This window comes from Marisediminitalea lipolytica (assembly GCF_001758465.1).
GTDB lineage: Bacteria > Pseudomonadota > Gammaproteobacteria > Enterobacterales > Alteromonadaceae > Alteromonas > Alteromonas lipolytica.
The window spans coordinates 26860-40638 of sequence record NZ_MJIC01000004.1 but is presented as its reverse complement, the minus strand read 5'-3'; the positions used below and the strand labels follow the sequence as shown (position 1 = coordinate 40638).

Below are 13779 nucleotides of genomic sequence, written 5' to 3'. Positions count from 1 at the left end.
CCCCCCAATTAACTTTGCTGTTTTGACTTATCATAAGCCCCTAAACCAGGCTTATATGTTTTGTCGTCAATAAACTGTTTAATGCCTTCCTTACGACCGTCATTATCATAGCTGTTTGCCGCTTCCTGAGCGCGAACCAGATAATCTTCGGCGTTATCGTAAGTCATTTCTTTAACCCGACGAATGGCATCTTTGGTCGCTTTCAGCGCTACCGGATTCTTCTCCAGTAACACGTTACAAATTTCGGTTACACGCGCCTTCAGCTGCTCCGCTGGCACGGCTTCGTTAATTAAGCCCCATTCAACAGCCGTTTTACCGTCGATATTTTCACCCATCATGGCGTGGTACATCGCTTTACGAAGTGGCATTAAGTCTGCGACGACTTTACTGGCCCCACCGCCTGGTAAAATACCCCAGTTAATTTCACTCAGGCCAAAGGTGGCATCTTCGGCAGAGACTGCCAGATCACAACTAAACAGCGGACCATAGCCACCGCCGAAACACCAGCCATTAACCATGGCAATAGTGGGTTTATGGTACCAGCGAAGCGCGCGCCACCAGCCATAAGCTTCACGTTGTGCCTTACGCGTAGCGCCTAATCCTTTTGCTTCGTTTTCACGGAAGTACTCTTTTAAGTCCATCCCAGCCGTCCACGCTGTACCCTCACCACTTAGTACCAGCACACCAACATCGTCGCGATATTCGAGTTCTTCCAGTACCCGCATCATCTGGCGATTGAGTTTGGGACTCATACAGTTACGCTTTTCCGGACGGTTGTAATACACCCAGGCGATCTTATTCTCGACAACAACTTTTACGGTTTCTTCTTCTGTTCTTTCTACTGACACTTTCGTATCCTCTTGATTTAAGTATAAATTGACGCATTCGATGCCATGCACCAGTGAAAACAATGCGTCGCGTGATTAAATTGGGTAATGGCCGGGCTCGGTTTCAACGGTGATCCAACGCAATTCGGTAAACTGGTCAATACCCGCTTTGCCGCCAAACCGGCCATAGCCTGAGGCACCAACACCACCAAAGGGCATTTGCGCTTCATCATGAACGGTCGGGCCATTAACGTGGCAAATACCGGATTTAATTTGCTTAGCCACCTTAAGTCCGTTGGCAATATCCGTGGTGAATACCGCAGCGCTTAAGCCGTATTCACTGTCATTAGCGATACGAATCGCATCCGCCTCGTCCTTGGCCCGGATAACCGCGACGACAGGGCCAAAGCTTTCGTCTGCATAGATAGCCATGTCTTTGGTCACTCCGTCGAGAATGGTTGCTGGCATCAGCACTGAGTCAGCTTTCCCGCCGGTAACGATAGTGGCGCCTTTACTCACCGCGTCATCAATTAAAGCATTGACCTTTTCCACGGTTTTCATGTCGATTACTGCGCCAAGAGGTGTCGTACCTTCACGGGGATCACCGGTTTCCATGCCTGACACTTTCTGCTTAAATGCCGCTACGAATTCATCGGCAATAGCGTCAACAACCACCAGACGCTCAGTCGACATACAGATTTGGCCCTGATTCATGTAGGCACCAAAAGCGGCGGCTTTAACCGTTTCTTCTAAGTTGGCATCTTCCAGTACCAGTAATGGCGCTTTGCCTCCCAATTCAAGTAAGCAAGGTTTTAAGTTATCTGCGGCGCGGCGGGCAATAATACGACCGACATTGGTCGACCCGGTGAAGTTGATTCGTTTTACTTCTTTGGCGTCAATTAATGCGCCAACCACATCCGCGGCATCATCCAGCGAATTGGTCACGATGTTTACCGTGCCTTCCGGAAAACCCGCTTCTGCTAACGCTTCAATAATCAGAGAATGGGTTTGAGGACAAATCTCTGAGGCCTTAAGAATAACCGCATTACCGCAGGCCAGCGCTGTTGATACAGCGCGAGTGCCAAGAATAATTGGCGCATTCCACGGGGCGATACCCAGAATAACGCCTACCGGCTCACGTAGCGCCATTGCCATACAACCAGGCTTGTCTGAAGGGATAACTTCACCGCTGATTTGCGTGGTCAGCGCACTGGCTTCACGTAACATCGATGCTGCCAGCATCAGGTTGAACATTGCCCACCCGGCAGTTGCACCGGTTTCACCCATCATGGCTGCAACAAAAGCTTCCTGTTTACTTTCCAGCGCGGTTGCGGCTTTTTGCAAAACGGCACGACGGGCGTTAGGTCCTACTTTTGACCAGGCTTCGAATCCTAGCTGGGCTTTCGCCGCCACTGCAGCCATTTCAGCAGGCTGCATCGCATCTGCTTCACTGGCAATTTCACCGGTAACCGGATTTAATCGGGTGAATTTCATTCCATTATCCTCTTCGTTATCACTAGTTTAATTAGTTGAATTTGGCGTAATTGCCTGATGGGTGTGAAGTTGCTGCACCCGGCCCAACAGAATGACAGCCACAGCGGCAGCCAGGGCTCCCGCGCCCATTACCACCGCAACGCCTTGCAGCGACACGCCCTGGGTAAATAAAATGCCGGCCACTACCGGACTCAGAGCGGCGCCGCCACGGCCAACACCGATCACAATTCCGGTGCCTGAACCTCTGACCTCAGGAGGAAAAGCCTGTGCCATCAGGGCGTACAAGCCCACCACTCCGGCATTAGTAAAAAAGCCTGTGGCCGCGGAAACCAGTGCCAGCTGACTGAGTGATTGATAGCCAATACCAAACACTGACACCATGACAAAACCCGCTAACAAGACAATGACTAACAATTGTTTGAGCGGCAGCTTCGATGAAAATAAGCCAAGAAGCGTTGCGCCAATGGCGCCGCCGACGTTAGCCCAAACCAGTACCTGGCCGGCCTGTGACGGATGAAAGTCCATATCAACGACGATTTTGGGGATCCACTTCAGGATGAAATAAAACGTCATAATTTGCGCGAAATACGCGGCAATGAGTAATAACGTTGTGGCCCTTAGCTGTGGCGTAAATAAAGCCGTAAAAGTGTTATTGCTGGTACCGTGTGACAACGGCGGCAACGCTGACAGAAGCGGCTTACCCATTCGCTGCAAACCACTGTTTATTCGCTGCAGAGCATTGACTGGCTGTCTGGCTGCCAGATACACCACTGATTCAGACATGCACCATTGCACAATGATTAGGAAAGCGCCGGTGACAGCCCCACCAAACACAAATACCGACCGCCAACTGTATGTTTCGAGTAGTACAGAACTTATCGACCCGCCAATGATGGCCCCGAGGGGATAGCCAGTGGCCATCAGAATGACGCATAAATGCCGGTATTTACGATTAGAATATTCAGCGACCATCGCATTGGTGGAAGCCAGCATGCCACCAATTCCAAGCCCGGTAACAAACCGAACTGTTAATAGCCATGCAACAGAATTAGCGAAAGCAGAGAGACACATGCCTGCGGTCATGATCACCAGACAGGCCTGAATAGTGGGTTTGCGGCCAATTTTATCAGCAAAACCGCCCAAAAAGATGGAACCTATGGCCATCCCCACCAGTTCCATGGCCAGCACAACTCCCAACTCAGCGCGGTTGATAGCCCATTCAGCAGCAATACCTGGTGACGCAAAACTGATTGCCAGCACATCAAATCCATCCAATGCATTTAGCGCAATGCAGAGAACGACAGCAAAGACCTGCTGCTGACTCATGTTGCTGTGGTCGAGGATTTCTGACGGGTGTTGATTCATAACATTCACTCTGTGTTCTGTCAGGTTAATATTGCAAACCTGAAACGCATCAAAATGTTAATATTATGTACCAGATTGTAAAATAGCAGAAAGTGACGAAATAATTACCAAAAAATGACAATGCGTATTTTTTGCATAAAATAAAAAATAAAACGCGTAGCATTTTGAAAGACCAATGCTGTGGCCGAAATCTGACAGAATTAGTTAATTTCTGCTGTATGCAAGTCTCTGAATTTTTTAGGTGTGACGCCAGTCCATCCCCGAAAAGCCCGGGTAAACGCGGCAGGATCGGCAAACCCAACTGATTCAGCGATGACACTAATGGGGGTGTTCTGCTGCGTCAGTAACATCACTGCCCGATCGCGTCTGACCACATCTTTTATTTGTTGAAAGCAGGTTCCCTCTTCTTTCAGTCGACGCATCAGTGTACGGCTGGTCATATGTAAAGATGAGGCAACTAAATCTATTGTTAACAACCCACTTTCGATATCACTGATTAGCAAATGTCTGATCTCTGAGGTCAGGGAATAGTCTGATTTATACTGGCGAAAAAGTTCCAGCGGGCAGCGCTGCATAAAAGAACTGAGCGCTCCTTCGTTCTGTTTAACGGGCTTTGACAGATAATGCGCCGGAAAAGCAATTGATAAACGCTGACAGTTAAATTCGTGCTCACCGGGAAACAAGTAATGATATTCATGAACATGGGGTGGTGGCGGATAGTTAAATTTAACGACAGACAAAGGGATGCTGCTGGCAATCAGCCAGGAACAGTAACGGTGCCAGGCCAGCAATACCATTTCGGCGAACAGGAATTTGTGGTCACTTTCGGGTGATGGCAGACGGAATATAAGCTCAGCTTTGTCGCCCTCTAAGGAGAGCTCAACAAAATCATCAGCGACTACCAGATTATAAAAGGCAATGCCTCTGATAATGGCTTGTTTAAGCGTGGGCTGATGCACTGTGAGCAGTCCCATCATGTTATAAGTTCCGGTCTTCATTGGTATACCACACAAGCGGGCTGACTCATCGCCCAACAGCCGCCATACCAGACTCTGTAGTTTAGACAGTTTTTCGGTTTTCACCCTCAATCCGGGCTTATTGATCACGCCATAATCTATATTGCACCGTCTTAATAAACGTTTCAGATTGAGGTGGTTCGCTTTAGCCACTTCACACAACGCGGTGAGATAATGGTTCGATGCACTGCCATATTTCGTTTTATCCTCGCGCATCATTTTCTCCATCGAAATAATTGTCAAAAACTGACAGTGCAATTCAGAAGCAAACAAAAATAACAAATAACACGCAAAATAAACATTAAATATTTACAATAAAGTCATTATTTAAATCTGCTAGTGTCGCGCAGAAGCCGGACCAGGCAATTTAACAGTAGCTTTAAGAATGCTCATTTTATAACCTATACACATAGTAGCTCTGCTGCGTTGTAAAAGTTTTACATAATATAAAAATGGTGTTTTAGGGAAGTATTATATGAAGTCAGTAAAATTAGCAGGGCTATGTAGCAGCCTGATGATTTTCGCGTCGTCAGCTGTCCATGCTGATCAGTATCACTACGGCAACTTGTTAGTTGGGGGTAAAGCCATCGGCTTTGGTGGCGCCTATGCATCCATTGCGGATGACTTATCGGCCATGCATTACAATCCGGCGGGTCTGGCTTTTCAGAAAGCCACCAAGTCAGCCTCGGTAAACACGCTTGCCTTTGAAGATACCGAGTTTCTCGGCGTTTTTACCGATGGCTCTGATCTTAAACGTTCTTCATTCTCCGTGGTTCCTGGTTTTATCGGACTAAGCTCTCAGAATAATAAACTATCATATGGTACATTTTTTACTGTACTCGATTTTAGTCAGGAGCGATCTACTTCAGAAGCTACTTACACCATGGAAATTCAGCAAATCCCGCAAGATGTGGTGGAATTTGTAGATTATGATTTGGATAGTGCCGGTTATAAAATCGGCGGTTCGCTCGCATACGAATTGTCTGATTCGTTATCGGTCGGCTTTACACTGTCTTTTATTTATAAAGATCTTATTACTTCCCAGGGTTCGGGCGGAATATATACGTTACCTGCCGAATACGGCGGAACATCTACCGGCTTTAATGCCAGGCAGCGCATCACAGAAGAACAGTACCTTGTAGAACCGACACTCGGTCTATTGTGGAAAAGCAACCTGATTAATATCGGGCTTACTTACTCACATCAAATATCCTTCCACAGGGAATTTGAGTCTTCCAGTCGGATAACGGCACCGATGGTATTAGCAATGAATCCTTATGCTACTTCGGCGACAATGTTTCTATCCACCAGCAATAATAAACAAAAATATCCTCATCAGTTTTCGCTTGGTGTGAGTAAAGAGTTTGAAAGAGTTACCTTATCAGCACAGGTTGATTACTACACTTCCGTTGATGACCTTTCCTACCAGGAGGCTATCCCGCTGGCTGACACCTTAAACCTGCAGACTGTAACTAACTACTCCGTTGGATTGGAGTTTAAACTCACCGCGGACTCTGCAGTTCAGGTTGCCTTTTTCACTGATAACTCAAATGGCGACATCGATACCAACGAAGCCTATCAACGGGTTGAGGATATCGATATTAATGGGGTAAGTATTGCCTATAAATCGAAAGTTTATGACTACCCCTATCGAGTTGGTTTTTATGTTAAAGAAGGCAGTGGTAACGTACGTTACTCTGACGTGCGATTTGTTGAATCCGTGTTTGGCTTTCCACTCTACCCGCCCAACGATACGCAGGATATCTCAAGAGCGAAGAAACACGCTTTTGTGCTGTTTGCGAGCATGGATTTTTAGGTCGAATGACGCTTATTGTGCTGCAGCGTCTAGCTGCAGCCACATCATCAGCGCGTCTTCGCGCCCTTCGGCGGTAGGGTAATAGCCTTTGCGTCGCTCTAATTGAGTAAAGCCGCTGCGTAAATAGAGCTGCTGCGCTACCACGTTGGACTCTCTGACTTCAAGAAAGCAGCATCTCGCATTGAGCTGTCGACACCGTTCAATCACAAAGTTCAGCAGCGCTTTACCGGCACCCAGACCACGCTGTGATTGGCTAATGGCAATATCCATCAGCGTTACCTCATCCAGCACAATCAGTAAAATGGCATAACCTACAACCTGCCCTTCGTGTTTCATTAACCAACATTCATAGGGCGGCGTAGTGCAGTCCAGAAAAGTCGACTCACTCCAGGGCGCATACTGAGCTTCACAATGGATAGGATAAGCATCGCCTGCCGAGGCTGGCCCAGCCTGACAAATTTCAAGTGAATTTATGTTCAGTTCCGATTGCACAGGGCCTGCCAGAGCTGCTTTTTGTGTTGTGCGGTGAGTTTTGCAGGGATTACCGGCAGAGTTATCTCCGTAGCCGTAACAGCAATAACATCACCCGCTTTTACTTGCTTAACAGGTATATTAAGCGACGCTAAAGCCTGATGCAGATCGGCAAAAAACAGCGGGTAATCGGCTTCGGTATACATCACTGGCTGCGCTTTCTCTGTCACCGGAGTCACTGGCGCTGGCGACGAAACACTTTCTTTTAACCGTTGCAAATGTGAGCGAGCGGTATCCTGGGAAACCGGTTTATGCATTTTTTCTGGATTAACAACGGGGCTGTCAGGCGATTTTTCAAGCCGTGTTTCCTGGCGTTGCCACACTGGAATTTGCATTTCCTGAAGCGCCGCTATTTGATAATCCGTTAACGCAAAAGTCATATCAGGCTTTAAACATATCAGTGAATAATGATGAACGGAGCATATCAGAAAAGAAGGGAAAGTGGCAGGGGTGGAGGGACTCGAACCCCCAACCATCGGTTTTGGAGACCGCTGTTCTACCAATTCGAACTACACCCCTAGCGCGCTGTGAATTATACGTATGCCGGATCAAAGGTAAAGTGTTTTTCAACGAAATAAATAAAAACCTGTTTAAGCGCGCAAATAATAGTCGCTTTTGTTATTTTATCGCCGCTGCCGTCCACAATCGATTGGTAAAGTCGACCACGGGCAAAAAGGCTATCAGGCTGGCCGTGACTTTTTCGACGGATAAATCAGCAAGTTTGGCATAAGCCCGGCACAGTGCCATCCTCTCACCTTCGTTAAGCTCGTTGATGATGGCACAGGACGCTAAATCAAAATAACGATTGCCGGTAGCAGCGTATTCCCAATCCACAATCAGTTGGTGCTGCTCCCCGACCAGATGGGCGAAGGACAAATCGTTGTGGCAAAAACAGAAATCCTGGTAATGACTGTACTGAGAGATCACCGCCACCAGCGTGTCCCTTTCGCTGGCAAATTCTTGCGCCGTTTTACCTGCCAGTTGCTCAATATAATGTTGCCAGCAAGGTAACAATGCCAACGTCGGTGAAGCGACTTTACAGGCATGGATCCGCGCTAACGCCTCTGCCAGCAATTGCACATTAACCGGCCCCGCTTCGGCCACAGGTGTTTCAATCCACTGTTCTATCCAGATCCGCAGCGCTGGCTCAAAAGCAACCACTTTTGGTGCTAACCCAGACTCCGCCAGTTGCCCCTGCAGTTGCAACACTGACGGGTAATCCACCGTATTGAAATCGCCACGCCCCAGCAGTTTAACCGCCCAGGCCGACTGTCCGTCAGAAGCTTTAAACACATTATTCGCCAGCCCCTGCCGAACCGGCTCAAAGCTCAGAGCTTTGCCACTGTTGTTACATACAGCGTTGATATAAGCAACTAGTTGCTGGTTTGATAACGTCCTGACCATTCCCGTTTCCACTGACTATATCCGTATAACGAAAACCCAACGTACCCTAAAAACAAACACGCCGACAGAATAAGCCCGCTTTGCCAGTAAAGGAACACAGCGGCCGTATTAATCACCAGCCAGTACAGCCAGTTTTGCAGTACTTTATGAGCAACCATAAACGTTGTGGCGACACTAAACACGTTTATCGCTGCATCAAGCCACAGATACTCACCATTAAACTGAGAAGCTGCCAGTTTCCCCAGCACCACAGCAACCGCCGTCAAGCCGAACACAGTGGCCAGATGCCAGCTTAAAGGCCAGGACTGAATCGACCGCGTCTGCCCGGGCTGATGATGCCACTGCCAGTAGCCATAAACAGCCATGATCATATAAAAGAAATTGAGCACCGACTGAAAAGGTAACGCGACCTGCCAGAAAAGCCAGGTATAAATAGCCGTACTGGCAAGCGCTGCCGCCCAGCACCAGGCACTTTGCCGGGCGGCCAGCAGCACGTAGGCAATCGCCAGAATGACAGCCAGCCACTCAGGCACCGAGGTAGCAAGTACCTGTTCAACAAAGCGCGAAAGCGACTGCTCCATACCCTGCCCTATTTACTGCTCATGGCATCAAAGTTAAGAAACTTGGCGACAAAAATTGCCTGGCCAACCTCTTCGTGAGTACGCTGCATTTCCTGACCTAAAATGGTCATTACCTGTGTGTACTCGCCATGTACCTGCGTACTGGTAGAACAGGTAGTTACCGTTAGTTCAGCATAGCTGTTAAGCCTTTCAATAAAGGCTTTGATCGGCGGGATATAATCGTTAACCAGAGGGTACAGCGATAATTCAACCATTACTTGCATAGTGTTCTCCTAAAACTGATAACGCAGGGTAACGCCAGTCTGACGACCATTCCCCAACTGATAGTAGGGCTCTTCAAACGCATAATAATCGCGCGGGTCGTTACTGAAACCGCCAAAACCACGGGTGTAGAAGGTTTTATTCAACGCATTATTTATCCACAGCTGCACTTGCCACTGCTGCTCAACCTGCCAGCTTAGCTGAGTATGCAGTAAAACGCGGGACGGTGCGCTCACATTGTGACCATCAGAAAAGCGGTAGCGGTCGGTATAATCCAACTCCACATTCCACCGTAACGCATCGGTTAAATACAGCTGGCTAAACACATTGGCGGTATATTTTGGCGCCTGGGCCTGCTGTTGTCTGGCTACCCTTGTACCATCGGCACGAGTGTAATCTTCAAAATACGCATCCAGATAACCCGCAGACAGGCTGACAGACCAGTTGTCCAGCGCTTGCCAGCTTAATTCGGCTTCAAATCCCTGATTGGTACCCAGGTCGGCATTTTTAATAATATCGATAAACTCTGCCGAACCGTCTTCTCTGTACTGCAATTCATAATCACTGATCTGGGTGTCTTCCCGTTTCATAACGAAAACCGCGATGCGAGACGTCAGCGAATCACCAATTCGCCCTTTCAGGCCGGCCTCGTAATTCCAGTTGTATTCCTCATCGTAGAAGCGACTGTTAGCGGTCACGTTTTGCGCCGGATTGATACCCGCGCCTTTAAACCCCCGTGACACGCTGACATAAGCCATCTGCTGGCCAAACTGATAACTCAGCGCAAGTTTGCCGCCCAGCATGGTGGAATCATGCTTTCCGGTCATCCCCTGATTGTCGCTGTAGGTGAAGTCGTAATTCTCCGCCCGTAATGCAAAGGACAGTTGCAAGTCATCAGTTAACTGGCTGTCCAACTGGCCATAAACGGCTTTGGTCACGGGCTGATAACGACTGACAAAATCACCATCTGCATAGGTATACTGGCGCAACAGGTCTTCCTGATTGTTTTTAATCCGGCCACCAATTACCCAGGACGTGGTATCGTTAAACAACGCCCACTTGTCAGCGCTCACCAAACGAACCTCCACCGTATCACTGTCTACTTCGCGGTAGTAGTAATCGGTCGATGTGTAGCCCCAGGGGTGAAATCCCTCAAAGGTCCAGTCTTCATCGTAGCCATAGCCTAAATCATGACTGGCATGGGTGAAGATAAAGTGCATGTCTCCACCTTCCAGGCGGGTAAGCAAATTCGCACTGACGGCTTGTGTTTGCTGACGATCAAAGCCGGGTTCATCCGACAGCGTCTCGCGAATGTTATCCAGAGTAAAAGCATCAAAACCGTTGTCGATATCGTACCAGCGATAAGCGAGCTTTAGCTCAACATCATCAGAATAGGCATATTTAGCGGCCAGTCGCACAGCGCTTTCATCGATGTTATTGGTATCGTCACGCTGTAAATAACTATTGTGAACAAAACCATCACTCTGGTTATGTATCGCCGCGCCCCGCACCGTAAGCGCATCACTTAAGCTGACGCTTTTACCGACTTCAAACTGGTAGCTGTTTTTAGTAGCTGCTGATAACTTAACAAAATCGGCCTGTTCTGCATCGGCTTCGGTAGATTTAATTAATACTGCGCCAGCCAGTGCGCCGGCACCAAAAACGGTTGCCTGAGGGCCTCGGAAAATCTCGACCTGCTGGGTATCAAACAGTAGGGCAGCAGCACCTAATCCGGCAAAGTCGAAATCGTCGACCATGATACTGACCGAGGGGTTGATTGGCTCGGCATACTGACTGCGCTCACCAATACCGCGAATTTGCACAAAGCGTCCTCTGGAGGCGCCACTGGAAAAATTCACATTGGGGGCAATACGCAAAATATCTTCGATATGTTCAGCTGGACGACTTTGCAGTCGCTCCGCTTCAAGAATTGAGGCACTGGCACTGAGCTGTGCTAACGAGCTTTGCTGGAAATCACCGTAAACGATGATCTTCTCTACGCTGGCATCTTCTGCAGCGACCAACGCACTGCAACATAAACTTAAAATGGATAAAGGAAAACGACTTTTAACTAATTTCATACTGGATCTCTTGTGCAAAAATGGCCAAAAGATCCGGCTTTAACGGCAGGTGATGAGGCTTGATTGTAACCATCCCTACGCCGGTATTATCCGGATCAGGTTTAAGGGTTCCCACGCAGTGGATCTCAGCCGGTAACGGCACCCCTTGGCAAACGCATTAATAATGCGCGACGGAGTCTATCAAGCTCAGCAGGATTTGCAACTCGTAATAGTTACAGTTGAGCTATGCTGGCAAAAGAAAAAAACGAACTGATAAGAAAAACGCCCATCGTGACGGGATGGGCGTTTGTTTATTTGCTCCCGGAATAAGAGCGGTACAGGCCAGCGGTGACGGCGCTGACCTGTTATGACCTTAACCGGTAAGACAAACAAAATGCGGTTGGCACGTTTACCCGGTTAAGCTCAAAACAAATGAGACATTTTAATTTACTAATTTAATCGAAGGTATTTTCGGTCAAACTTAGTATAAGTTAATGATAAATAAACCCTTCAGCCTTAACTAGGACACTTGTTATCATCCTTTAGGACATTTTTGTTTGACTAAAGCGCTCTCATGGTCAACAGTCATATCTAAGCTTAAGTTATTAATGAGGATAGCAATTACTGTGATGTCGGTTAGCTACACAGGATCATTCTGGTCTGCGGTCACTCGTGCTCTGTTGTCACTACGACGGGATAAAGAGTTCGTTACAGAAAATGAAGCGGCTATACTCGAGGCACTTAGTGCTATAGAAAGTGGCGAATACCCGGTCGGACATTTAAACGAAACGCTGCACAGGCTGCTGCAAACTGACACACCACATCGTATAAGTCAGTCTTTGTTAGGCTATCTCGACTTTAATAAGATGGGTAGTTTCCATTGTTATTTATCGATGTGTCAGGATATCAGTGCAGCACTTGCCGCAATTCAAACCTACTGCACTCCTCTGTTCGAGCCAGGCGAAAAAATCCGCGTTGAACACAATAAAGAGCAGGTAGAACTGCGAATAAAAGCCAGCACGCAAGGAGAAATGGAACCCTTTATGGTGGCATTTTTGCTGGCGTTGTTCAGGCATCTGGCAGGGCGACACTTTGACTTTACTAAGGTAGAGATGGTCAGTGCTCATCCGGAATGGTTGTTAAAAGAAGTCAGTACTGTGCCGCCACAGGAACATTGCCCTGAAATGGCGGTCTCTTTTGCCAGCGAATGGCTTAATATTCCCTCGTTCTTTTACAGTCCTAAATTACAAATGGTACTGGCCAAAAATTTACAAACCTCAGAAACACCCGGCCTGAAACAAGACTTACTCAACGCCTTCAAACGCTTTGATGCCCCGGCCCGAATTCGTTCTGAAGCCGTTGCCGAAAGTCTGGGCATGACAGAATCTACACTGCGCCGTAAGTTAAAGCAGGAAAATCTCTCATTCAGCGCTTTGCTAAAATCTCATATTCATGAACGCAGTATCAACGGCTTACTCAGCGGTGAAAAAATAGACACATTAGCCGCAGCGCTTGGATTTTCTGACCGCCGCTCCTTCGACAGAAGCTTTAAAGAGTATACGGGTGTCAGCCCTGGTCAGCTAAGACAAGTAGGAAGCAGGCTGCGGTTCCAGCGCGGTAATCAGGCGCTGATTGAAGTTACCGAAACACTGCCTCCCCTGCCGGAGACCATCAATCACATTATCCATCTGCCAGATGAAAGGCTGACCGTGAGTAACGTGGTTAAATTAATAGAGCCGGATCCGGTATTTCTGGCCCATATTATCGGCAAAGCCAGTAAAGCCGTTTATGGCTCCGTTCCTCATACTCCGGAACAGGCCATCGGGCGGAACCTGGGTGTTCAGAATGTGAGAAATCTGGCGGTACTGTTTGCTGCTCAGCAATACCTGACCACTCAAAGCGTGCACCCGGATATAGAGCAATTAACTGATGCCATGTTGCTCAGCAACCGTTTATTTGAGCATCTGTTTGGATCGGAATACAGTAACCAGGACAGCGCTCTTATTTCGCAGCTGATGTTATTTGGTCCACTGGCGTTAATCCTCATTTTCCATACTGAAAATCTCGACGCTGCACGCTTTTACGAACAGTGGCAAACTGCCGACACCTTTGAAACCTATCAGTCCATACTCTTAGGTGAACATAACCTGTGTTTGTATGGCGCATCGTCATTACTGTTAATGCGCTGGGGCTTTACCAGTAAAATAAACCAGACGCTTTGGCGCTTGTGTCAGAATTCAGACTCCAAAACAAATGTGCGCATACGGCTTTGTCATGAACTGGCCTTTAACTATTTATGCTTTGACAAGGCAGAGAGCAAGGACGAACAGTTGCTGGCATTACTTGACGAAGACCAGCAAGAACAAATAAAAGTGCTGTTAGCAAATTGGTGAGCTGCGATTATCACGTTACAATCAGTGTTTT

Annotated in this window: 12 protein-coding genes, 1 tRNA gene and 1 riboswitch; of the genes, 2 read left to right on the top strand and 11 right to left on the bottom strand. The window is 47.8% G+C overall.

The features are described 5' to 3' along the window. Positions 1–8 precede the first annotated feature (8 nt). The 4 genes from BFC17_RS01860 to BFC17_RS01845 all read right to left on the bottom strand — a co-directional run bounded on the left by BFC17_RS01860 (position 9) and on the right by BFC17_RS01845 (position 4921). Positions 9–848, bottom strand: coding sequence for a p-hydroxycinnamoyl CoA hydratase/lyase (locus BFC17_RS01860; RefSeq protein ID WP_070174771.1), 840 nt, complete (start codon positions 846–848; stop codon positions 9–11). 75 nt (positions 849–923) lie between these two features. After that, complete coding sequence (locus BFC17_RS01855) at positions 924–2321, bottom strand: aldehyde dehydrogenase (protein WP_070174770.1); 1398 nt, start codon at positions 2319–2321, stop codon at positions 924–926. Positions 2322–2348: 27 nt separating this feature from the next. Next, entirely contained in the window at positions 2349–3686 is a 1338-nt protein-coding gene (locus BFC17_RS01850) for an MFS transporter (protein ID WP_070174769.1), read from the bottom strand. A gap of 200 nt (positions 3687–3886) precedes the next feature. Then, on the bottom strand, positions 3887–4921 hold the full coding sequence (locus BFC17_RS01845) for an AraC family transcriptional regulator (protein WP_070174768.1): 1035 nt from the start codon (positions 4919–4921) through the stop codon (positions 3887–3889). Positions 4922–5177: 256 nt separating this feature from the next. Here BFC17_RS01845 and BFC17_RS01840 point away from each other — a divergent pair, with 256 nt between their 5' ends. Next, positions 5178–6518, top strand: coding sequence for an OmpP1/FadL family transporter (locus BFC17_RS01840; protein ID WP_139141972.1), 1341 nt, complete (start codon positions 5178–5180; stop codon positions 6516–6518). A gap of 12 nt (positions 6519–6530) precedes the next feature. Here BFC17_RS01840 and rimI read toward each other — a convergent pair whose 3' ends face one another. The 7 genes from rimI to BFC17_RS01805 all read right to left on the bottom strand — a co-directional run bounded on the left by rimI (position 6531) and on the right by BFC17_RS01805 (position 11376). Further along, on the bottom strand, positions 6531–7010 hold the full coding sequence (gene rimI / locus BFC17_RS01835) for a ribosomal protein S18-alanine N-acetyltransferase (RefSeq protein WP_229680973.1): 480 nt from the start codon (positions 7008–7010) through the stop codon (positions 6531–6533). Beyond that, positions 6995–7429, bottom strand: a complete 435-nt coding sequence (locus BFC17_RS01830) for a hypothetical protein (RefSeq protein WP_070174766.1) — start codon at positions 7427–7429, stop codon at positions 6995–6997. Before BFC17_RS01830 ends, rimI begins: the two co-directional genes overlap by 16 nt. 62 nt (positions 7430–7491) lie before the next feature. Beyond that, a tRNA-Trp gene (locus BFC17_RS01825) sits at positions 7492–7568 on the bottom strand. A gap of 99 nt (positions 7569–7667) precedes the next feature. Then, a complete protein-coding gene (locus BFC17_RS01820) occupies positions 7668–8453 on the bottom strand; it encodes a phosphotransferase (protein ID WP_070174765.1) in 786 nt (261 codons plus the stop codon). Further along, complete coding sequence (pnuC, locus tag BFC17_RS01815; protein WP_070174764.1) at positions 8423–9034, bottom strand: nicotinamide riboside transporter PnuC; 612 nt, start codon at positions 9032–9034, stop codon at positions 8423–8425. The genes BFC17_RS01820 and pnuC overlap by 31 nt, the downstream gene beginning before the upstream one ends. A gap of 8 nt (positions 9035–9042) precedes the next feature. Beyond that, the gene (locus tag BFC17_RS01810) at positions 9043–9297 is read right to left on the bottom strand and encodes a YkoF family thiamine/hydroxymethylpyrimidine-binding protein (RefSeq protein ID WP_070174763.1); all 255 of its coding nucleotides are present in this window, start codon (positions 9295–9297) and stop codon (positions 9043–9045) included. A 9-nt stretch (positions 9298–9306) separates the two neighbouring features. After that, positions 9307–11376 carry a TonB-dependent receptor gene (locus BFC17_RS01805; RefSeq protein ID WP_070174762.1) on the bottom strand — a complete coding sequence of 690 codons (2070 nt, stop codon included), beginning with the start codon at positions 11374–11376 and terminating at the stop codon, positions 9307–9309. 55 nt (positions 11377–11431) lie between these two features. After that, positions 11432–11532, bottom strand: a riboswitch (TPP riboswitch). Positions 11533–11984: 452 nt separating this feature from the next. Between BFC17_RS01805 and BFC17_RS01800 the strand changes: the two genes are divergently transcribed. Further along, positions 11985–13748 (top strand): helix-turn-helix domain-containing protein, encoded by a 1764-nt coding sequence (locus BFC17_RS01800; protein WP_229680980.1) that lies wholly within the window; start codon positions 11985–11987, stop codon positions 13746–13748. Positions 13749–13779: the final 31 nt, after the last annotated feature.